The sequence below is a fragment of the Streptomyces sp. SCSIO 30461 genome (assembly GCF_037023745.1).
In the GTDB taxonomy this organism is placed as follows: domain Bacteria; phylum Actinomycetota; class Actinomycetes; order Streptomycetales; family Streptomycetaceae; genus Streptomyces.
In genome coordinates this window covers 2,893,971-2,915,443 of sequence record NZ_CP146101.1, presented here as the reverse complement: position 1 = coordinate 2,915,443, position 21,473 = coordinate 2,893,971, and the positions used below count along the sequence as shown (strand labels likewise).

Genomic DNA, 21,473 nt, shown 5'->3' with positions numbered 1-21,473 from the left:
ACCTTCACCTTGATCGTGGACACCTGGAGACTGGGACCTGAGGTTCCAGAGGAAGTAGCACCAGGTGGGAAGCAAGTACACGAAGCGGTACACCGCGGAGTTCAAGAGGGACGCCATTGCGCTCGTCGACTCCACGGGCAAGACGGTCACCGCCGTCGCCCGGGAGCTCGGCATCAGCTCGGAGTCCCTGCGCGGCTGGTACCGCCAGGCCAAGGCCGACCGTGGCGAGGGCGCCCCGGGAGAACTCACGACCGCCGAGCGCGAGGAGCTCAAGCGCCTGCGTCGGCAGAACGCCGAGCAGGCCCAGACGATCGAGGTCCTGCGAAAAGCCGCGGTCTTCTTCGCGAAGGAGAGCGATCGGTGAACGAGACGTATGCGTTCATCGAGGCGGAGAAGACCACCCACGGCGTCGCTTTCCTCTGCCGCCTGCTCAAGGTGGCCCGTTCCTCGTTCTATGCCTGGCTCGCCGCAGCAAAGCCCCGGGCCGCCCGCCGGGCCGCCGACCAGGCCCTGGTGCACGAGATCACCGTGATCCACGTCGGCTCGCGCCAGACCTATGGTGTCCCGCGCGTCCATGCCGAACTGCGGCGTCTGGGACGGGCGGTGAACCGTAAACGGGTCGCCCGTCTCATGCGCGAGCACGGCATCCAGGGCGTGACCCGCCGCAAGCGCCGTTCGCTGACACGAGCGGACAGGAAGGCCAGGCCGGCCCCGGACCTGATCGGCCGCGAATTCCACGCCGAAACGCCCGGCACGAAACTGGTCGGCGACATCACCGCCCTGCCCACCGGCGAGGGCTGGCTCTACCTCGCCTGCTGGCTCGACCTGGCCACCCGCGAGGTCGTCGGCTACTCGATGGCCGATCACCACCGCGCCGATCTCGTCGTCGATGCACTTGACATGGCCCACGGCCGCGGTGGATTGCAACCCGGCTGCGTGATCCACAGCGACCGCGGCAGCGAATACACCTCGACCCGATTCCAGGACCGAATACGGGAGTTGGAACTCCGCCAGAGCTGCGGACGCACCGGGTCCTGCTTCGACAACGCCGCCGCGGAGAGTTTCTGGGCCCTGCTCAAAGAAGAGATCGGCACCCGAGTCTGGTCTGAGCTTGATGTTTAACCTCGCAGGTCACCCGACCTGCTGATCTGCGGTTTTTCAGGGGACAGCGGAGACGGCCGTTCTCCACGCTTCGAGATGTCGAGTAACGAAGCACGAGAGAACGGCCGCTGCCCATGAGTGTCCCCGTCGACGCGCCCGCAGGTGACGCGTTGGGTATCTTGTCCCGCTTTCGGGTTGAGTTCTACGACTGCCTCTACTCTCGCGCGGACGCGCTCTTCGACCTGACGGACGCCGTGCTGTGTGTGGACGGTCCGGTGGTCTCGCTGCCCGAACTCACGCTGCTCGCCGAGCATCCGCGCGGGCACGGCGCGATGTACGGCGCGTTGAACAACGGCTGGCTGGAGCCGACCCGGCTGCGTCGGCTGCTGGCCTCCACCCCGCTGCCGAGGGCCGCCGACGGACGGATCGTCCTCGCGGTCGATGTGAGCAACTGGCTGCGCCCGGACGCCCCCACCAGCCCGGACCTGCTGTTCTGCCACGTCTACGGACGTGGCCGCAGCTCGGACCAGATGATCCCGGGCTGGCCGTACTCGATCGTCGCCGCCCTGGAGACAGGACGGACCTCCTGGACGGCGGTGCTGGACGCGGTCCGGCTGGGCCCGGCCGACGACGCCATCGCCGTGACCGCCGCCCAGCTCCGGGAAGTCCTCGTGCGCCTCGTACAGGCCGGGCACTGGCAGCCCTGGATGCCGGACGTCCTGATCGTGACGGACGCGGGCTACGACGTCTGCCGCCTCGCCCACCTCCTGTCCGACCTGCCCGTCGAGCTCGTCGGCCGGCTGCGCTCGGACCGGGTCATGCTCCGCGACGCCGGCCCCCGCCGCTCCGGGCCGCGCGGCGGGCAGCCGCGCAAACACGGCGGCGTCCTTACCTTCGCCAAGCCGGACTCCTGGCACAGCCCCGACGCCACCACAACAAGCGACACCACGCGCTACGGCAGGGCCGAGGCCCTGGCCTGGGACCGGATGCACCCCCGGCTGCAGGCCCGCGGCCCCTGGCTCGACCACGAGGGTGAACTCCCTTTGATCCACGGCACGTTGATCCGCCTGAAGGTCGACCACCTACCGGGCGACCACGATCCGAAGCCGGTCTGGCTGTGGTCCTCGCGCACCGGCATGACCAGCACAGACATCGATGTGCGCTGGCAAGCGTTCTTGCGCAGGTTCGATCTTGAACACACCTTCAGGTTCTGGAAACAGACCCTGGGCTGGACCACGCCGAAGGTCCGCGACCCGGCCGTCGCCGACCTATGGACGTGGCTGATCATCACCGTTCACACCCAGCTCCGTCTCGCCCGCCCCCTCGCCGAGGACCTCCGCCGCCCCTGGGAAAGACCACGCCCGGCACACCGACTCACCCCCGCCCGGGTCCGCCGGGGGTTCAGGCACATCCGCGCGACCACCGCCCGTCCCGCAGCCGTGCCGAAACCCTCAAGACCCGGACCAGGACGACCTCTTGGCTCAAGAAACCGCAGACCGGCTACTCGCTACGAGCCCGGGAAGACCGTGAAGCGCCTCGAAACTCGAACAGAACATCTCCGCTCAAAACGGGAGCAATGTTAAATATCAAGCTGAGAAGCCGTTGTCGTACCGATCATGGTGGACGTCGGTTCGACGGGGACGCCTCGGTCGGGTGATCTGTGGCGGGTGTGCGCATGAAGGCAGGGCCTCCTGTGCAGCTCCGGGTTGTTGAAGACGCCGAGCTGCCCAGGAGGCCCTTGTGTCGCAGTCTTGCGTTTCCGTGTCCGTGTCGTCCAACTCGGCTGCCCGGTCGTGTGACTGCCTCGCGCACCGGTTCGGGAACGCGGGGGACCATGCGGACCGCGAGCCCAGGTATCCGTCGGACATGTCGGACGCGGAGTGGGCGGTGGTCCGCGACGCGCTGCCGGTCCCGGCGTGGCTGGAGGGCCGTGGCGGTCAGCCGGAGGGCTACTGCCACCGGCAGATGCTGGACGCGGTGCGCTACACGGTCGACAACGGCATCAAGTGGCGCTCCATGCCGGTCGACTTCCCCGCGTGGGACCGCGTGTACGCCTTCGCGCGCCGGTGGGGCGCGACCGGGCTACTGGCCGAGCTGCACGACCGGCTCCGAGGCCGGGTCCGTGAGGACGCCGGCCGCGATCCGGAGCCGACCGCGGGGATCATCGACTCGCAGTCGGTGCGGGCCGCCGCCACCGCGCCCGCGTCCTCGCGCGGATACGACGCGGGGAAGAAGGTGGCAGGGCGCAAGCGGCACATCGTGGTCGACTGCCTTGGCCTGCTCCTCGCGGTGATGGTCACCACCGCCGGCGTCCAGGACCGGCACGCGGCCGTGCCACTGCTGCGGCGCCTGCACGACCGCTACAAGAAGATCAGCCTGGTGTGGGCCGACGGCGGCTACGCGGGAGCCCTGATCTGGTGGGCGAAGCAGAAACTCCAGCTCACCGTGCAGGTCGTCAAGCGGTCCGACGACGTCAAGGGGTTCGTGGTGCTGCCGCGCCGCTGGATGGTGGAGCGGACGCTGAGCTGGTTGTTCCGCTCGCGACGACTGGTGCGCGACTACGAGACGCTGCCCGTGGTGCACGAGCAGATGGTGCTGTGGTCGATGACCATGCTCATGAGCCGGCGCCTCGCCCGCCGGGGAACGTGAACCGGCCCGGCACCGGCTCGGTCAGCCATCCCCGCGTCACCAGCCGCTTCGCCCGGTGCCGCACTGCCTCGACACGCGCCGGTGTCGGCTCCAGACCGAGTCCCGCCGCGATCTCCTGACAGCCCGTCGCCGAACCGCCGTCCGGTCCGACCTGCTCGGTGACCACCCGCATGATCTCCCGGTATCCCTCCGGCAGGGTCTGCGGATCCGATCCCGGCTGCCGCACCGGCACCACCCGACCCCCGACCGAGGCCGCCACGGCGGGTCCTGGCTCCTGCTCCTGCACGTCATCTGGGGCCTCCACGACAGCCGGCTCCCGCGGGGCTGTCGGCGTCGCGGAGAGCACCTCGCCGACCCGCTGCCGCGCGATCACCCACTCCTGCCAGCCCGTCTCCGCCTCCGCGAGCAGAGCCAGGACCCGGTCGGCCTCTGCCCGCAGCACCTCCACCCGCTCCCGAGCAGCCAGCTCCCGCTCTTCCAGCAGACCTACGACCGACGCCATCCAGCACCTCCACCGACGAGACAACCCGACGGTTCGAGACTGCCTCACCGAAGGCGACACCATGCCTGAACTGCGGAAACTCATCGTTCACGTTCGGTACGACAACGGCTTCTGACCGGGCCACCGCCCGTGCCGACGTCTTCGATTTCATCGAGACGTTCTACAACCGGCGCCGGCTGCGCAGACACAAGGTCTTCGGCTACCTCACCCCGACCGAGACCCGCCAACGGCACCGACACACCCTCGCGGCATAACCATCGAGTGTCCAAGATCACGGGGAAGCTCCATGGTGTCTCCGCCACCCACTTGCTGTGCAGCCACCGCTTGGCCCAGGCCAGCAGGCGCCGTGGCCCGTCAGGCTCGCCTCGATCCGGATCGTTCCGACCTGCTGGTTTGGTTCCGGCTCGACGGCGGTGGCAGTGTGGACTTGTGGGGATCGACACCGAGCAGTATCACGGGACCGTGTTCCTCACGGTCGGGGGACAGGGGAGCCACGGCCGACACGCCGACTTCCGGAACCGACCGGCCGGGACACGCCTCTGTTGAGTCAGACCGCGGACGGACACCGGACCGTTGACATATGCCGGGAGAGCCAGCCCCGCAGAGTGGCAGACGGTTCATGTGTCACCGGTGCCGCACACGTCCTGCTCGGGCCTCGGCGGGTGTCAGTCGGGACTGTCGAGAGCGGCGGCGAGGTCGCGGCGGGTCGTGACGCCGAGCTTGCGGTACACGCGCTGCAGGGTGTTGTCGACAGTTCTGGGCGAGAGCGCCATCTCGGCGGCGATCTCCTTGCTGCTCACCCTGCGCGAGGCGCGCAGCGCCACTTCGCGTTCGCGTTCGGTCAGGGGGTCGCCCCAGGTGTGGAGGGTGGCCAACTGAGGGGTGATCGCTCCCTGGAGTCGTTGCCGTTCCCGGTGGGCGACGGTTTCCGCACGCGGGGCGAGGCGAAGGTCGCCGACGGCACGGAAACGGTCGGCAGCGAGGCCGGCGCTGTCGGCTGCGAGGCCGTGGATGCCGAGGTCCGCCAGGTAGCGGGCGGCGTCGAGCAGGCGGTCCGGGTTGCGGCTGGCGACGGCGCGCGCGTAGGTGGCGCGGGCCTGGGCGAGGGGTCCTTGGATGCGTTCGGCCAGGGCGCAGAGGGGTTCGGCGTGGCGGGGGGACCCCAGGCGGACGAGATCGGTGAGCAGGAGGAGCCGTGAGGCGTGCTGGCCTGCTGCCTGGGCGCGGTGGGCCGCTGTTTCGAGCACGTTCCGGGCTTCGGTGAGGCGGCCTTGGGCGGCGTGCAGCCAGGCTTCGCCCAGGAGGTCCTCGCCTGCCAGGAACCCCGTGCGGGGGTGGGTGTCGGCGGTGGCGAGGGCTTCGGCCGCGGCGGTTGTGTCGCCGAGGACGGCATGTGCGGCCGCCAGGTAGGAGTAGGCCAGGCGCAGGATGCGGGTGTGTCCGGCGGTTTCGCTGATGGCGATGGCGTCGGCGTAGTGGCGCCGGGCATTGGCCATGCGTCCGGCGGTCCAGGCACAGCGTCCGCGGTGGAAGGCGAGCCAGGTGTCCCGCAGCGGGTTCGTCTGCGGCTGTTCGGACTGGCGGAGCGCGTGTGCCTCGGCTTCGTCGGGGTGGCCTAGTTCCGTGAGGGCGGCCACCTGGAGGACGAGGTGGGTGGAGTGATGGAAGATGCGCGGGTCGAGGCTGTCGAGGTGGGCCCGGTGGAGGCGTTCGGTCGCTTCGAGGGCGTCCTGTGCCCGGCCGGCTGCGACCAGGGCGATAGCCCGCATGCTGTCGGCGATCATGCGGGAGCGCGGGGTGCTCGGTCGCTGCGCGAGGGAATCGAGGAGGGTGCGACCGGAACGTGGGTGCCCGGCCAGCAGGAGGATGCTGGCCGCCGCCTCGGCCAGTGCGGTTCGCGCCTCCTCGCCGGTCATGGCGGTGCGGGCACGGCGGGCGACGGCGAGAACCTCACTGGTGGGTGCACCCGACCAGAACAGGTTGATCATGGTGGTGAGTGCCGCGTCGACCGGTTCCCCGGTGCCGGGCGCGCTGCCGGGTAGGGCTGCGGAGGTACGCAGGCAGGCGTCCGCCGCCTGCCAATCACCGTCGTGGAAGTGGGCCTCGCCCCGCCACAGTTCGGTGGAGGGTGTGGTGAGGTTCTGGGGCAGTGCGTCCAGCAGGGCGATGACGCTCGCGTGGTCGCTCCCCGCGCGCGCCGCACCGGCCGCGCGGATGAGGAGGTCGGGGTCGGCGCAGCCGGCCGCTGCCTGCAGCCGGGTGGCGAGCAGGAGGTCCTCGCTGCGGCGGGCGCCGTGGCGGTGGATCCGCTCGGCGTGCGTGCGCAGGATGTGACGGCGGCGCAGGAGGGGGATGCGGGCGCGTCGTACGGCGGCTAGGAGTGGGTCCGTCAGGGTGGCGGTGGCACGGCGTCCGCTGAGATCGATCTCGATCAGGTCGCGTTCCTCCAGGCGTTGCAGGACGGGGGGTGCGGCGGATTCCGCCAGATCGCCCAGGGCGACGGCGCCGGCGAGGGCCAGCAGGTCCAGGGCGTCCCCGGCGTCGCTTCCGGCCCGGTCCATCCGGTCCTCCAGCAGGATCCGGAGCCGGGGTGTGAGTGCCGGGGCTCCGGCCATGCGCCACAGCCGGCCGTCGTGGTGGAGCCTCCGGGTGTCGCGGAGTCCGTCGAGCAGTTCGACCAGGTTGCGGATGTTGCCCTGGCTTAGCTGGTGTAGGCGTTTGAGGGTCACGCTGTCGGTGTCGGATCCCAGGAGACCGCGCAGGAGGTCCGCGGTCTGCGCGCGGTCGAGGGGGGCGAGTTGGAGGCGGGCGATGTCGTCGCGGCGTTCGAGGTCGACGACGAGGGCGGGCCGGACGTCGCCGTCCCGGACGGTCGCCAGCAGGAAGGCGTCGTCCTGCTGGAGGAGCGCGCGCAGGGCCTCGGTGCCGACCGGACGTACCAGGTGGATGTCGTCGACGAGGAGGATCGGGCGTGGCGTGCCGGGTGCGGCCGAACGCGGCAGGAGGGCCGTGGCCCGTTCCGCCGGATCCGGCGCGGCGGGGCCGTCAGGGGCCGTCAGGGCGACGCGCGTGGTGTGGTGCCCCCGTGCGCTGGCGGTACGTATCAGATGATCGGCCAGCCTGGATGCCCCCGTTCCCGAGGGGCCGTGAATGACCAGTCCCCGTACATGCGGGTCGGCCAGGGCGGTGTCGAAAGCCTGTACTTCCGACGATCGTCCGATCAGGGGTCGTGTCCAGGACAGGGCAGGAGACACAGGCATCCCCATGGTGGCATTACCTTTCGCCGTTCGGAGAGGCGCGCACGGCAGGACCGGATGGTGCCCGGGCGGCGCAGGGCCGGGTCGCAGGACTGAGGTCACCCGGTCGCGGGGTCCGGGCCGCGGCGCGCCTCGGGCGTCGGCCGGCGGAGAGTACCGAGGAGCCTCTATGTTGGCGACCATAGCAAGGCACTGGACCAGCGGTATGGTCCAATCACATGACGAAAGACTGGTCCAGTTCGGGGTTCGACCTGCATATCGAAGTCATGCCGGGCCCGGAGGCCAGCAGCCCCATTGCGGAGCCGCAGAAAACATAACTGTGAGAGTTCTTCTGCGGCCCGGGATGGGTTGCTGCCAGGCTCGGCGCTCGTGATCCGGCATGACTCGAAACATAACGGGGCGACGGGGCCGGCCTGCGTCGTCGAGCCGATCGGGCCGAACCACTCCAGCGGACGCGGCACCTTCCTGCGCCGCCTGTTCCCACCCCGGAGGTCTTCGCCCGGGATCGACAGCGTCACCCACACCCCCTCCTCGGCGCCCACTTCCTCCGCGTCCTCGGCCCACATCATGAAGCGGCTCACGACTTGGCCGATCCGGCCGTTCTGCGCACTTCCGGGCTGGGCGACGCGCCGGTGATCGCCGACCCTCGGAGCCTGCCGGCGGTTCAGCTCCAGGGCCTCCTTCTCCGGCCACAGGCAGCACTCGTCAATGCACTCGCAGCCGACGAGTGTCCGCTGCCGGTGCCGCTCATCGTCAAAGTGCAGACAGCTCAAGGGGATTCCCTCTCCTTTCCCTCCTGGACCGGCAGGCCGCTGCTCACAGCCCGGCGAGCATGTCGAGAAATGAAACTCGCTGGTCGAGCGCGTCGTGCTCGTACCACAGGATGCTCACCTCGCCAGCAGCCGGGATCCACAGGATCGGGTCTGGGTACTCGTTCGCCAGAACGGCCCCGTAGCCCTCAAGGTCTGCGGACAGGCCCTCGATCAGGTCCTTGAGGTACTCCGTGGTCTCCTCGTCGATCTCGTCCTCAATCGGCTCAAGGCACACCTGTCGCAGCACCCGGTTGATCGGCTGCACGACGAGGACGCCCTCGCGATCGGCGATGGGCAAGGTACTGCGGCCGCCGTTCAACGAATAGAAGTTGTCGAAGGCCGCCCAGGCGCGGATGCACTCAGGTGCAGTCCGCCCGTCGGGGAGCACGAGCTCACCGGCCCGCGGATGAGGTTCGGCGTCTTCATCACCTCCGGAGGCCCGCAGCCGGGCTACGGCAGCTTCGATCACGCTCTCGTCGGACATATGACGTCACCTCAACTGCCTCGATCGTCTCGACAAACCGGGGCGAGACCGCCCCGCGCTGCTTCTGAATCCGCTATCGACCAGCACCTCCGGTCAGACACTGGTTGACCTCTGCAGACGACCACGCCAGCCTCGGGACCACCGGTACGGCGGACATCGATGAGATTGATCTGCCGTGGACGGCTCGCGGCACAGTTCGTCCGTCGGCTCTCTGACGAGTACAACCACACCCGCCTGCACAAACACCCCGTCTACGGGTACGTCACCCCACTCGAAACCAGGGCACCGGCGACACAGGACCTCGCCCCCGGAGCGTAACCACCTGATGTCCACGATCAGGGGCGAACTTCACGTCCTTCCCAGTACCCGCAGCGTTTGGCGGAGAGCGTCGGGCTGGGGTGGGAACTGTCTCACAACGCGGGCAGTGCGGCGTGCAACGCCGCGGCCACTCGCCGGGCGTCGGCTTCGGTGGTCCGCCAGTTACTGAAGGCCGCCCGCAGCGCGGGCACACCGTCGAGGGTGGTGGGGGTGAGGAAGGCATCGGCGGCTAGCTGTTCGGCGAGTGCGGCGAGCCGTTCGGTGGTGGGGTTGTAGGCCAGGGTGAAGCAGACGACATTGAGACGGACCGGTGCGAGGAGCCGCAGGCCGGGTGCGCTCTCGACGGCGTCGCCCAACACACGGGCGCAGTCGACGCACCTTTCGGTGATCTCGCGGTGCCCGTCCCGGCCGTAGGCCCGCAGGGTGAACCATGCCGCGAGAGCGCGCAGGCGGCGGGAGTTTTCCGGGGTGAGGTGGGCCACGTCGGGGGTGTACCCGAGCGGGCCGAGGTAGGCCGCCGCGTTCTGGAAGACGCGTGTCTGCAGGTCGGGGCGGCGGGTGAACTGCACGGCGCTGTCATAGGGAACGTTCAGCCACTTGTGCAGGTCGATGCAGATCGAGTCGGCGAGGCCGAGGCCGTCCACCAAGTGGGTGTGTTCGGGGGACAGGGCGGCAAAGGCGCCGAAGGCCGCGTCCACGTGCAGCCAGAACGAGTAGCGCTCGCGCAGCGCGACGATGGCGCGCAGGTCGTCGAAGTCGGCAGTGTTGACTGTACCTGCGTTGGCGACCACGATGCATGGCCCGTCACTCTCGCCTTCGGCGAGAGCGTGCTCTAGGGCCGCTAGGTCGACCGCTTCCCGCCCGGGGCGGGTAGGCACACGTACGAGGGACTGGCGTCCCAGACCGAGCATCGACAACCCCTTGGCCACGCTGGAGTGCGCGGCCCCTGACAGCACCCGTACGGGTCCGAGCGCACCCGCACCATGCTCAGCCGGTGAAACGCCCTGCTGTTCTCCGAGCCATTCGCGGGCGATGGCGAGGCCGACGGTGTTGGACATGGTGGCGCCGCTGACAAAGGTCCCGTGGTGGTCTTCGAACAGGCCGAACAGGGTCCGCAGCCAGCCGATCGTCTCTCGCTCCAAGTGCTGTCCGGCCCCGTCCAGGGAGGACATCGCGTTCTGGTCCCAGGTCGCGGTCAGCCAGTCTCCGGCCAGTGCGGCTGGCGTCACGCCGCCGGTGACGAATCCCAGATAGCGCGGTCCGGCGCTTGCCGAGAGGGCCGACTCCCAACGGGTGGCAAACTCGTCCATCGCTGTCTGCAGTCCTACTCCCTGTGCGGACAGAGGGGCCGGATCCGGCAGCGGCGCTGCAGGAACGACCTCTCGGTCCGAGATTTCCTTGAGCAGGCCGACGGCGTGTTGACGAACAGTCTCCAACAGGAGCGGCAGTCCGTCGCGGTCGGCGGCAAGGCGTGGGTGCACGGTATGCCTCCTTCGTCGTGTGGTCACGACTGTATGGAGCCCACTGCTCCGATGACTGGTCCAATTGTGGAAAACTGGACCAGTGCGAATAGGAGGCGATCAGTTGGTTCAGGCCTTGGGCCCATGGCGGAATGCCAAGGCGCCGCTCAGCACAGCACTGGCTGATGCGGTACGGGCGGCGCTGCTCGATGGCCGTATCCGTGCCGGGAGCGAGCTGCCCGCTGAGCGCCGTTTGGCTGCGGCTCTGGGCGTGAGCCGTGGGACGGTGACGGCCGCCCTGGACCGGCTGCGCGATGCGGGATGGGTCCGCACCCGGCACGGCAGCGCCAGCACCTTGCAGCTCCCCGCCGTCGCCACGCAACGCTTTGCCCCTCTCTCGGCAACGGGCGAGGCCGGGGATCTGATCGACCTACGCCGTGCCGTTCCCGCTGCGCCCCAGGAGCTCTACCTGGATGCGACCAAGCGAGCCGTCGAGCGGGCAGGACCCCTACTGGCCGAGCACGGCGAACCCGGACCGGGCATCGCGGAACTACGCAACGTGATCGCTGCCAGATACAGCCGTGAGGGGACCGCGACACGACCTGAGCAGATCCTTATCACCAACGGCGCCCGAGCCGCACTGACTCTCCTCGCAGCGCATTTCCGGCCTCGCGTGGCAGTGGTGGAGACCCCGACGTATTTCGATGCGCTTCGGGTGCTGAGAGTACCTGGAACGAATCTGATCGGCTGCCGGGTCACCACAACAGGCTGGGACCTGGACCAATTGCAGGACGCCTTCGCTGCCGCGCGCGGGAACCTCGCGTACTTGGTACCGGACTTCCACAATCCGACCGGAGCGCTGATGTCTCCGGACGTCCGCCGGACCGTGAGCCGACTGGCGACCGAGCATCAAGTGACTCTCGTGGTGGACGAGACCATGCGCGACCTCGACCTCAGTGACCGACCTGTTCCCGCCCCCCGTATGCAGGGAGCGCTGCTGATCGGTTCAACCAGCAAGTCCATCTGGGGCGGACTGCGCATCGGCTGGATCCGAGCCTCCGCCTCACTCATCAGGAATCTGCAAGAGCATCCTCTGGCCGGACCGCTGTCCCCGCCCCCTATGCAGCAGCTCGTCGCTGCCGAGCTGCTCGGCGATCTGGAACCGGTGCTTGACCGGCGCAGGCATGAGTTGCGTCAGCAGCGCGACCACCTTGGTCACCTGCTTGTCACCGCCGGCAGGGGCCGTTGGCATTTCGCCCTCCCGCCCGGCGGGCTCGCCCTGTGGCTTCGGCTGACCACCGCCCTCGCCGACACGATCGTGGAACGAGCCGGCCGGAACGGGGTCGCACTCGCGGCAGGTCCACGCTTCGCGGCCGACGGTACCCTCGTCCACTATCTGCGTGTGCCCTACACGCCGCCCCACCACGTACTTGATCAGATCGCCGCCGTTCTCGACGACGCCTGCTGAAGCAGGGCATATGTGGTGAGCGCCGCACGATACCCGGATCAGGAGTGGACCAGGCGGCACCGCAGTTGGACGACCACTTTCGCCGCGGTTCGAGCAGCAGCCGTATCGCCCACCTCGGCAAGCCGGCTGGCGAAGATCTCCAGTGCTGCCACGCTGCCGGACAGATCGGTGCCGTTGCCCCACTCGTCCCAGCGATGATACGCGGCGAGCATCTTGCGGATGGAAGCGACCAGCCAGCCGTGGTCGTGTCCGGGATCGAGCCGCATGGCGCAGGAAGCCAGTACGTCCAGCCCCCAGATCCCGTGGCGGAAGGTCTCCAGGTGACCAATACTGTTGCGCGGAGGTGCACCCGATTCCTTTGCGCCGACCAGCAGTTTGCGCAGCACTACCCCGTCGACGAAGGCCTCGGCCGCTGCGCTGCCCTCGGCCGAGCCAGACAGAACAAGGGAAGCATTCGACAGATCGATCAGGGTGTGACGCAGCGGTTCGTATGCCTCGTAGGCTGGTGCAGCGCAATACTCGAAGGCGGCTTGCCGGACACGGCGCCGCGCAGTGGCGAAGTCGCCCGACCGATAGGGTGCGAACAGGTCGTCCTGCCTCGTGACATGTGCCATTGGATGCCTGCTCCTCGCTGCCGGGTGTGCTGCCACGGGTGACTGTGCGGCGCCTTCGGGAAGTCAGTCGGTCTCGACGTAAGCGACCAGGGCGAGCGTTCCGAGGGCCGTCGAGACGCACAGATCCGTACGCCGTCCCGGCGGCGCTCGCGGGTCGAGCCGTGTTTCGCGGGGTCGCACATCAGCTCCAGCGAGTACGTGCCGGTCCGCGAGCTGAGGCCATGGCCCCGCAAGGTCCAGGGCGTACACTGGACGGTCCTGCGCCGGTGCGTCCCACATGACAGCCCAGTCGTCCGCTCTCGCCAAGCGCCGGCAGCAGGAGCAGCGGGTCGCCGCCAGCCGAGCCGGCCACCGGCTATGCCAGGTGGATGCCGCTCACTGCGAGGATGTGACGCCCTATCATCCGGCGGCAGTACGCGCAACGGTGTGGACGGTGCTCGCAGGGCTGGATGCGCGTCGGCCGAGGCGGCGGCTCAGAGCGCCGACGGCGGCGCCTCCCGCGGCCTCGCCCAGCTCTCCGGGGCCTACTTCCGCGGCCTGATGACAACGGCGCAGTGGACCTGCACGTCGTCGATCAGGAACGGTTCCGTGTTGTCGTCCCAGTCGTTGACGACGAACGAGAGGGTGACCGTCTGCGCAGTGGGACGGCGCATCGATTCAGGCAGGGACGCTTCCTCGGCCACATACGTCGGGCTCTTATCCTTGTTCGTGTAGTACCGCAGCTGGTGGTTCTGCCCGCTGAAGTCCGACACGTGCACCGTAAGCTCCCGGAACCCGTTCGAGGGCAAGAAGTCGGAACGCATCTGGAAACTCAGCCGGCCGGAGCAGTAGGCCGGCAGGACGAACACCTGCTGCAGCACCTCGTCCTGGTCGGCGCCGTGCCCGCCCAACTCGGCCACGCCGCTGCTGCCGCCGGCCCCGTAGGCGCCCACGTGCCGGATTATCGCACCGCCCCAGGCGGCCCAACCCGTATCGCCGTTCTCGAAGTTGCCGTTGACCAGAACCGGGGCGGGCCCCTCCGCGTGTGCGACGGACCCGGTGCCGGCGAACACCACCGCCGCCAGACCAGCCAGCGCCGCACGGTAATGGTTCTTCACTGATGCTCCGTTCTCGATCTCGTGGTAGTGCACGTGAACGTAAACCCCGCAGCGCATCGCTGTCCGGAGTAAAATCTGCTCCTTCCGGTGAAGTTTCCTCGTGATCTCGGACACTCTGCCGTTCGAGGGCGGGCCGTCGCGTGACGCTGCGGGGTGCGCTGGGGTTCCACGTCTCCCGGGGTGGTGCGGTCCTCTCCTCTCCGGTTCTCGTTGGGGTGGGTGCTGGTGGGTGCTGGTGGGTCAGGTGGCGGCTGAGCGGTCGGTCAGCCGCCGCCAGGCGGTGGTGAACGCGTTCGCCCTGGGCCAATGCCCGGAAGTTAAGCGGAAACGCCGCAGGTCAAATCGATGGGGTTGGGGAGCTTGTAGCTGCCGGGGCTGGTTCGTTCGAGGATGCCGTCGTACCCAACGGCATAGCTCGTTAATACTGCAACCGCATGTGGCGTGACGGTAGGCGTTGTCGCTCGTTGGTCGGACAGTGTGATCAGTCGCTGACGGTTGAGCAGATCGAGTCGTGGTCCGAAGGGATAGCGGGGTTGCATGCCCGGTTCGGGCATCGTTTTGGCAGGTCGGAGCCGCGCGATCGGGCTCTGGACTATCTCAGGGGCCTGCTGGCGCCCTTGGAGAAGAAAAACGGATGGACGCTGGCGGAGCAGGTCGGCCAGCTCCGTCCGGACGGTGTGCAGCGCCTGCTGAACCACTCCGAGTGGGACGAGGACGCGGTCCGCGATGATGTCCGAGACTTCGTGGTGGAGAGCATCGGCGCCAAGGACGGTGTACTCATCGGGGACGACACCGGCTTCCTGAAGAAGGGCACCAGGTCAGCCGGTGTCCAGCGGCAATATTCCGGTACCGCGGGCCGCACCGAGAACTGCCAGATCGGCACCTTCCTGGCCTACGCCTCCGCCAAGGGACGGGCGCTGATCGACCGGGAACTCTATGTCCCGAAGTCCTGGACGGACGACCGCGACCGCTGCCGGAAGGCGGGGATCACCGACGAGGTGCCGTTCGCCACGAAGATCGAGCACCTCAAGTGGATGCTGCAACGCGCCATCGACGCGGCGGTACCGTTCGCCTGGGTCACCGCGGATGAGGCATACGGGCAGGTCGAACACTTCCGCACGTGGCTGGAGGAACGCCGGGTGGCATATGTGCTGGCCACCAAGGTCAACGACACCGTCACCACCGCCGACGGTAGCGATGCCCGTGTGGACGAGCTGATCGCCGCGCTGCCCAAACAGGCGTGGAAGCGGATCTCGGCCGGAGCCGGCGCCCACGGCCAGCGGCTCTACCACTGGGCACGCGTCGCCATCGGGCCCGTCTGGGACGGCGGCTTCGGGCACTGGGTTCTGGCCCGCCGAAGCCTGACCGATCCCACCGAGATCTCCCACTACGTCTGCTACGGACCTGTCACTTCCCGGCTGAAAGACCTGGTCAAGACCGCCGGCGCCCGCTGGCGGGTGGAGGTGCGCCACCCGTAGTGCTCCCCATATCGGGATGGTCTTTCATGGCTCTTGCCTCTCGGTGTCGTTGTGGGGTTCGGGTGGGATCGGGGCCTGCCAGCGGGTTTTTGTGTGATGGCCGCGGGGCAGGTCGCGCAGTGCGCGGAGCCGCTGGATCTCTGCGGCATCCGCTCGGATGATCCGGAATCGCAGGCCGGGGCGCCTTTCCGAGGTGATCCAGCCGCGGTAGATCCAGGAGTAGACGGTGTTGATGGGCAGGTCGAGTTCCGCCGCGAGCGTCTTGGCGGTCCATTGGTGCGTAAGCAGGTCCGGGGCGGGGGTGCGGCGGTGCCCGGGGACGCGGATGCCGTGGCGGATCAACAGGTTGCCGACCTGCTCGGTGGTGAAGCGGGTGGTGCGTTTGGGCGGCCGCAGCCCTTCGGCGTTGAGCTGTGCGGTGATCTGGCCGACGTTCAGCCCCTGACCGGCCAGATCGGTCAGCCGCTGCAGCAGGTGCGGGAAGTACGACAGCTGGTCGTAGCGCAGGACCGGTCGCACCGCCCGGCTGTGGGTCTCGAATCCTCCGGCCCAGGTGATCGTGACGTCGACCAGCTCGCTGTGGCCGACCACCGCGACGGTGATCCTCTCGATCAGCGTGCGCAGGAGCTCCTTGCGTTCGGTCGTCGTGACCTGCGGATCGGCCCACAGCCGGGGAAGATCGGCTGCCAGGGCGTGGACGGCGTCCCGCTCGGCGGCGCTCAAGGTTGCAGGACGGGTCTCGGTGAATCGCTGGTAGTCGGCCTCCAGTCGGGCCTGCTCGGCCAGCGCGGTCTCCCAGTCTTTCTCCAGCTGCCGTACTACCAGGCGGTTTTCCGGTTCTGCCAGGCGGTATTGGCGGGCGCTCGCTCGGCGGCGAGTCTGGCCCGCCCCACCCGCTGGCGCCACAGCGTCTCCAGCACTGCTCGCTCGGCCTCGGCCTGCTCAGCGGCTTTGAGTGACACCTCCACGGCGGCCGGCCGCACTGCGGCCAGGACCTGGTCGACCACGTGGGCGTCCAGGGCCGGGCCGGTGATGGTCTGGCATGGCTGTCCGGTGCCGTAGTTGACCGGGTAGAACGCGCAGGCATACCGGTGGGTGAGCGGGTGGGGTCCGTGCCGGTGGTAGCGGGAGGTCATCTTGTGGCCACCGCAGAGGCCGCAGTGCAGCAGCCCGGCCAGCAGCGCCGATCCGCCGCGCGGGGCGCCGGGGGCGGCGGCCGTGTTCCGGTTGGCCTCAAGGCGGCGCAGGTTCGCGGCGTACTGCTCGGCGCTGATATAGGCCGGCATTCGGTCCGGCAGCAGCACGTGCCAGGAGTCCATTGCGGTCACCACCCGCCCGGTCGAGGGCCGTCCCGGCTTGCGGCGCCGGACATCACTCTGCCGGCGCCCGTAGGCGTAGTATCCCGCGTAGATCGGGTTGTGCAGCATGTTCTGCAGCGTCTCGCGGGTGGGACGGCGCCAGGTCAACTCGCCCTTGTCCGCCCCTGATGCAGAGCGCACCGGCAGCTGCAGGTCGTGGGCGACCAGGTAGCGCAGCACGCCGTTGAGGGTGCCGGTCCTCGCGAACGTGTCGAAAACCAGCCGCACCACCGTGCGGGCCTGCTCGTCGGGTTCAAGCACAACTTCCCCCGACGGGCGGCGCCAGTAGCCGATCGGAGGGCGGATGGCCAGCTCACCGCGTTCGGCCTTGGCCATCTTCCCGCCCTGCATCCGCTGCCGGATCAGATATAGTTCCGCCTCCGACATCGTCCCCTTCAGCCCCAACAACAGCCTGTCGTTGTAGTACGAGGGGTCGTAGACGCCATCGGGGTCGGCCAGCAGTGCACCGGACAGCGAGCACAACTCGATCAACTGGTGCCAGTCGCGGCCGGTGCGGGCCAGCCGGGACATCTCCACCCCCAGCACCAGCCCGACCCGGCCCATGGTCACCTCGGTCACCAGTTTCGCGAAGCCGGGTCGCGTCTCGGCCACCGCCGCAGACTGCCCGAGGTCGTCATCGATCACCTCGATGCGCGAGCGGGCCCAGCCGAGCGCGACCGCCCGTTCGACCAGCGCGTACTGCAGCCGCGTCGATTCGCCGTGCTCAGCGACCTGCTGACGGGTGGATTGCCGGACATACACCACCGCGGCCCGGTCAAGCGCCTCAGCGCGGATCTTGTCCTGGGACCGGCCCCACGGCGGCGGGAAGGTCGCGGTCATCGTGGTCCCCCCGTCGACTGCGAGCCATCGCTGCCCGAGCCGCCCAGGCCGCCAGCAGACGCACCGCCACGATCTTCTGCTCGACCGGCAGTCTTGCCCAGACCGGGGTCAAGGGGGGCAGTCGTCGGGGTCGGACACCGCTCCGCACCCCCTGCCGCATCGCCTCGCCCCCGCAGCCGATCGACCAGCGCGACCAGGCGCAGCAGGGCATCTACCTGGATTATCGCCAACTCCGCCAAGTTCGAACCGTCTTGGGGTGCTTCACCAGTGGCGCACTGAGGACGACTTCCAGGATGCGAAGGAGATCTGCCACCTCGACAAAGGCCAGGTCACCTGCTGGAACTCCTGGCACCGCTGGAGCGTGATCGCCATGGTCACCCACGCCTTCCTCGCCACCGCCGCAGCCCTCGAACGCACAGCCCAGACCACCCGGAACGACCCCGCCGAAGCCGACCTCGTCCCCCTCAGCAGCCACGAACTCCTCCGCCTGCTACGGGCCCTGATCCTGCCACCGCCCCGACGAGACCGCGAACACCTCCTGTGGTGGTCCACCTGGCGCCGCCGCCATCAACATCACGCCCGCCTCTGCCACCGGCGATGGCATGCCTACGCCGACACCACACCATGATCAGAAACCACGCCAGCGGCTATCTACAGCTGCCGTGTTTGACCATTCAGTCGTAGATCGGGGTGCTCGCTGTAGTTCGGGGTGGGATTGGTGGTGGCCGGGCCGCCGTACTCTCGCTTGCCCGGGCTTGGTTGCGGCGCCGGTGGCAGGCCCGGGCGAGGGCCTGGTGGCAGCGTCGCCACCATGACCAGTGCAGGCCGCGCCGGATCCGCTCCGCCTCCGGAATCCGAGGAGTCATCAGCGCCACGAGGCGGGCGATCTCGAAGGCCGTCAGCGTGATCGGGACGATGCCCGCGAAGCCGACGGGGCTGGTGAGGTCAGCCCGCACCCCCTGTGTGGGCCTCGTCGGCTTCCTCGCCCTGGTCACCTCGTTGCTGGTCGGCGGCCTGCACCGCCAGGAACGCGGCGGCCAGCTGGGCCAGGCTCACATGCCGGTACCACCCGTGGAAGTGGCGTACCTCGTAGTCGGCCATGCCCGCCGCGGACTTCGCCAGTTTGATCGCATCCTCCACCCGCCAGCGGGCGCCGGGGACCAGCACCAGCTCCTCCACCGGTACCTCCTCCGGCCCCCAGCCCAGGTAGTAGTCCTTCTCCTGGGGACTCTCGGGGCGGCGCCGGGCCAGCAGCCAGCGAGCGAGGCCGCTTCCGGGCTCGGCGTCCGGGGCGGGGATCCTGCGCACCCACCACTGCCAGGTCCGCGACTCCAGCTGGGAGGGGCCGGCGGGCAGGTCGACCCACTCATCCTCGACTGCGTACCGCTCCACGAGTCGGGCCAGATGGCGCCAACCGGGGCGGGGCAGCACGCTCTGGTTGGCCTGGACATTGACCACGTACGGCAGTCCGTGCTCTTCAAGGGTGCGGCGGAAGGTGCCGTCGCGTCCGTAGACCTCGTCCGCGGCCACCCACACCCGCCCGGCCGGCAGGTCCGGCAGGATCCGGGCGATCATCCGCTCGGCCAGGCGTGGCTTGACCGCGAAGCCGACCTCGTCGGGAATTTTGGCCACGCGGCAGCGGGGCCGGTCCTCCGTCCACTCCCGCGGGAGGTACAGCTCCCGATCGATCAACGCCTGCCCCGCGCCGGTGGCCCACGCTGCCATCACCCCGATCTGACAGGGGAAGACCCCGCCCAGCGCACCGGAGTACTGCCTCGCCACCCCGGCCGAGGCCCGGCCCCGCTTGGCGAACCCGGTCTCGTCGACCACCAGCACCCCTGCCCCACCCGGACCGGCCCCGACCCCGCCGTCCTCCAGCCCCGCTACCACATAGCGGCGGGTGAAGTCCCGCAGCTGGTCCGCATCCCACACGGCACGGTCCAGCAGGTGCTGCTGTCCCCAGGGGGAGGGTTCACCGATGTACTCGGAGATCTGCCAGCCGTTCTTGCGCGACAGCGGGGCCAGCAGGCCACGGACGCACGCGGCGGCCCGGCCCCACAAATCCACGCGCGGGAAGATCCCGTTGACCTCTAGCAACAGGTCCTCAAGCCGATCGGCGACGCCTTCGGCGCACTCCCGGTCCGTGACGACCGGCGGGATGTCCAGTAACTCCGCCTTCATAAAGGGCAGTTACCCGCCACAGGGGATCGACGAACTACAGCGAGCACCCCGATCTACGACTGAATGGTTTGAGGAAGGTGTAGTTCCGGGCCAGTGTTCAGGGCCTGTCCCCGCCCCGGCGTGCGTTCCTGGTAACGGGAGGGTGCGAAGCCCGGGGGAAAAGCCCAAGGATTCCCGTTCCATCCGGGAGTTACAGGCAAGGGGAATGAGTGGACGGGTGAATGCGAATGAACCCTTGGCTATGCCTCGTAACTTCGACCCCCGTCGATGGGATGTTCCAGCGGGGTACAGGACTGGCCGCTGAGAAGCGGCAGGCGCCGGCTGGAGAGAAGCAGTCAGCCGGGAGAACACCGCCGTCCCGGGGTAGAGAGGGCACCCACCCCACTCGCATCTCGCTCATGCAGAACGTGGAAACCCCGCAAGGGTCCCGGTCAGGGCCCCGGCGTGTGCCTGGCTCATCCCGGTTTGAGTTTGTTGATCGCGGTGGCGGGCCCCGGAAGCGGGTGAACACGGCACCTGTGGATCATGGAGTTTCTACGCTGCAAGATCCACGAAGGTGCCGTGTTCGTTCCTCCATCATCCCCTGTCACTGCTCCCCTCTCTTCTCCGCCCCGCCTGGAGGCCCTCGCCTCAGGTGCCGTGCGGGACCAAGTCCGCAGCCTGGTCGCCGGGTTCGAGTCGGTCACCGACCCCCGAGGAGCCTGCGGGGTGCGCTACCGGCTCTCCTCCCTGCTGGCCCTGGTGGTCTGCGCGATGACACCGGCGGGCCACGACTCCATCACCGCGGCAGCGGAGTGGTGCCAACGTGCCACCCCCGAGGAACTGGCCGCCTTCGGCCTGCCCTACCACCCGCTCCTCGGCTGCTACCGGGTCCCAAGCGAGAAAACCCTGCGCACCGTCCTGGGGCGTCTGGATCCCGGCGAGATCAGCGCGGCCGGCTACGACCACCTCCGGCCTGTGCTGTCCGCCCAGCCCCACCCGACACCGCTCATGCCCAACGGCGGCATCGAACGCGAACAGCGCCGCGCGCACCGGTCCGCCGTCCTCGCCGAACCGGTGCGCTCCCGACGCCGGGCCCTCGCAGTAGACGGCAAGTGCCTGCGCGGCGCACGCCGCCCAGACGGCAGCCGGGTCTTCGTCCTCTCCGCCGTCCGGCACGGCGACGGCACCACCCTCGCCTCCCGCGAGATCAGCGCGAAGACCAACGAAATACCGGAGTTCCAACCCTTGCTCGACCAGATCGACGACGCCGACCTCGCCGGGGCCGTCGTCACCGCCGACGCCCTCCACGCCCAACGTGACCACGCCACCTACCTGCACAAACGCGGCGCCCACTACCTGCTGACCATCAAGAACAACCAGCGGGGCCAGGCCCGTCAACTCCATGCCCTGCCCTGGAAGGACATCCCCGTGATCCACCGCGACGACGCGCGAGGGCACGGCCGCCACGAGCAGCGGATCGTCCAGGTCGTCACCGTCGCGGGCCTGCTCTTTCCGTACGCGGCCCAGGTCCTGCGTATCAAGCGCCGTCGCCGTCTGTACAGCGCGAAGAAGTGGTCCAGCGAGACCGTCTACGCCATCACCGACCTGCCCGCCGAAGAGGCGAACGCAACCGAGATCGCTTCATGGGCTCGCGGGCACTGGACGGTGGAAAACACCGTCCACTGGGTCCGCGATGTTGTCTTCGACGAGGACAAGTCCCAGGTCAGAACCCGCAACGCGCCCGCCGTACTCGCGGCCGTCCGTGACCTGATCCGCAGCGCGCTCAAGCTCGCCGGATACGTCAACACCGCCGCCGGACGCCGAGCCCATACCGACCGCCCCCGCGTCCTCACTCTCTACGGCATCACATGA

General features: G+C 68.9%; 19 protein-coding genes and 2 pseudogenes. 10 read left to right on the top strand and 11 right to left on the bottom strand.

Translation table 11 applies throughout. The features are described from left to right. Positions 1-64: 64 nt before the first annotated feature. The 4 genes from V1460_RS12815 (at position 65) to V1460_RS12800 (ending at position 3,750) form a co-directional block, all read left to right on the top strand. A complete protein-coding gene (locus V1460_RS12815) occupies positions 65-364 on the top strand; it encodes a transposase (RefSeq protein WP_338673857.1) in 300 nt (99 codons plus the stop codon). Next, a complete protein-coding gene (locus V1460_RS12810; RefSeq protein WP_338673856.1) occupies positions 361-1,122 on the top strand; it encodes an IS3 family transposase in 762 nt (253 codons plus the stop codon). Before V1460_RS12815 ends, V1460_RS12810 begins: the two co-directional genes overlap by 4 nt. A 113-nt stretch (positions 1,123-1,235) precedes the next feature. Then, positions 1,236-2,684 (top strand): NF041680 family putative transposase, encoded by a 1,449-nt coding sequence (locus V1460_RS12805; protein ID WP_338673855.1) that lies wholly within the window; start codon positions 1,236-1,238, stop codon positions 2,682-2,684. A gap of 283 nt (positions 2,685-2,967) precedes the next feature. Continuing rightward, the gene (locus V1460_RS12800) at positions 2,968-3,750 is read left to right on the top strand and encodes an IS5 family transposase (RefSeq protein WP_338673854.1); all 783 of its coding nucleotides are present in this window, start codon (positions 2,968-2,970) and stop codon (positions 3,748-3,750) included. On the opposite strand, the gene V1460_RS12795 is transcribed toward V1460_RS12800, so the two are convergent. Then, complete coding sequence (locus V1460_RS12795; protein WP_338673853.1) at positions 3,716-4,252, bottom strand: hypothetical protein; 537 nt, start codon at positions 4,250-4,252, stop codon at positions 3,716-3,718. The genes V1460_RS12800 and V1460_RS12795 overlap by 35 nt on opposite strands. Before the next feature lie 116 nt (positions 4,253-4,368). Here V1460_RS12795 and V1460_RS12790 point away from each other — a divergent pair. After that, positions 4,369-4,506, top strand: a pseudogene (locus tag V1460_RS12790) (IS3 family transposase); the annotation flags it as partial. 411 nt (positions 4,507-4,917) lie between these two features. On the opposite strand, the gene V1460_RS12785 reads toward V1460_RS12790, so the two are convergent. From V1460_RS12785 to V1460_RS12775, 3 genes are all read right to left on the bottom strand, one after another. Then, entirely contained in the window at positions 4,918-7,518 is a 2,601-nt protein-coding gene (locus V1460_RS12785; RefSeq protein ID WP_338673852.1) for a LuxR C-terminal-related transcriptional regulator, read from the bottom strand. A 158-nt stretch (positions 7,519-7,676) separates the two neighbouring features. Then, the gene (locus tag V1460_RS12780) at positions 7,677-8,282 is read right to left on the bottom strand and encodes a hypothetical protein (protein ID WP_338673851.1); all 606 of its coding nucleotides are present in this window, start codon (positions 8,280-8,282) and stop codon (positions 7,677-7,679) included. 43 nt (positions 8,283-8,325) lie between these two features. Then, positions 8,326-8,805 carry a hypothetical protein gene (locus V1460_RS12775; RefSeq protein ID WP_338673850.1) on the bottom strand — a complete coding sequence of 160 codons (480 nt, stop codon included), beginning with the start codon at positions 8,803-8,805 and terminating at the stop codon, positions 8,326-8,328. Between the two features lie 159 nt (positions 8,806-8,964). On the opposite strand from V1460_RS12775, the gene V1460_RS12770 reads away from it, so the two are divergent. Continuing rightward, a complete protein-coding gene (locus V1460_RS12770; RefSeq protein ID WP_338673849.1) occupies positions 8,965-9,123 on the top strand; it encodes a hypothetical protein in 159 nt (52 codons plus the stop codon). 92 nt (positions 9,124-9,215) lie between these two features. Here V1460_RS12770 and V1460_RS12765 read toward each other — a convergent pair whose 3' ends face one another. Further along, positions 9,216-10,604: a pyridoxal-dependent decarboxylase gene (locus tag V1460_RS12765; protein ID WP_338673848.1), complete on the bottom strand. Its 1,389-nt coding sequence runs from the start codon at positions 10,602-10,604 to the stop codon at positions 9,216-9,218. Positions 10,605-10,707: 103 nt separating this feature from the next. Here V1460_RS12765 and V1460_RS12760 point away from each other — a divergent pair, with 103 nt between their 5' ends. Next, complete coding sequence (locus V1460_RS12760) at positions 10,708-12,051, top strand: PLP-dependent aminotransferase family protein (protein ID WP_338673847.1); 1,344 nt, start codon at positions 10,708-10,710, stop codon at positions 12,049-12,051. A 38-nt stretch (positions 12,052-12,089) separates the two neighbouring features. Here the strand turns inward: V1460_RS12760 and V1460_RS12755 are convergent, their stop codons facing one another. Continuing rightward, entirely contained in the window at positions 12,090-12,665 is a 576-nt protein-coding gene (locus tag V1460_RS12755) for a hypothetical protein (RefSeq protein WP_338673846.1), read from the bottom strand. 524 nt (positions 12,666-13,189) lie between these two features. Beyond that, positions 13,190-13,795 carry a hypothetical protein gene (locus V1460_RS12750; RefSeq protein WP_338673845.1) on the bottom strand — a complete coding sequence of 202 codons (606 nt, stop codon included), beginning with the start codon at positions 13,793-13,795 and terminating at the stop codon, positions 13,190-13,192. Positions 13,796-14,265: 470 nt separating this feature from the next. On the opposite strand from V1460_RS12750, the pseudogene V1460_RS12745 reads away from it, so the two are divergent. Next, positions 14,266-15,225, top strand: a pseudogene (locus V1460_RS12745) (IS701 family transposase); the annotation flags it as partial. Positions 15,226-15,264: 39 nt separating this feature from the next. Here the strand turns inward: V1460_RS12745 and V1460_RS12740 are convergent. Together V1460_RS12740 and V1460_RS12735 are read right to left on the bottom strand one after the other, a co-directional pair. Further along, a complete protein-coding gene (locus tag V1460_RS12740) occupies positions 15,265-15,963 on the bottom strand; it encodes a hypothetical protein (protein WP_338673844.1) in 699 nt (232 codons plus the stop codon). Between the two features lie 95 nt (positions 15,964-16,058). Next, positions 16,059-17,438 (bottom strand): recombinase family protein, encoded by a 1,380-nt coding sequence (locus V1460_RS12735; RefSeq protein WP_338673843.1) that lies wholly within the window; start codon positions 17,436-17,438, stop codon positions 16,059-16,061. 256 nt (positions 17,439-17,694) lie between these two features. Between V1460_RS12735 and V1460_RS12730 the strand changes: the two genes are divergently transcribed. Continuing rightward, a complete protein-coding gene (locus tag V1460_RS12730) occupies positions 17,695-18,066 on the top strand; it encodes a hypothetical protein (protein ID WP_338673842.1) in 372 nt (123 codons plus the stop codon). Positions 18,067-18,112: 46 nt separating this feature from the next. On the opposite strand, the gene V1460_RS12725 is transcribed toward V1460_RS12730, so the two are convergent. Then, positions 18,113-18,394 (bottom strand): hypothetical protein, encoded by a 282-nt coding sequence (locus V1460_RS12725; protein ID WP_338671808.1) that lies wholly within the window; start codon positions 18,392-18,394, stop codon positions 18,113-18,115. Beyond that, a complete protein-coding gene (locus tag V1460_RS12720) occupies positions 18,384-19,619 on the bottom strand; it encodes an IS701 family transposase (RefSeq protein WP_338671806.1) in 1,236 nt (411 codons plus the stop codon). Before V1460_RS12720 ends, V1460_RS12725 begins: the two co-directional genes overlap by 11 nt. Positions 19,620-20,180: 561 nt before the next feature. Here V1460_RS12720 and V1460_RS12715 point away from each other — a divergent pair. Next, positions 20,181-21,473: an ISAs1 family transposase gene (locus V1460_RS12715; RefSeq protein WP_338673841.1), complete on the top strand. Its 1,293-nt coding sequence runs from the start codon at positions 20,181-20,183 to the stop codon at positions 21,471-21,473.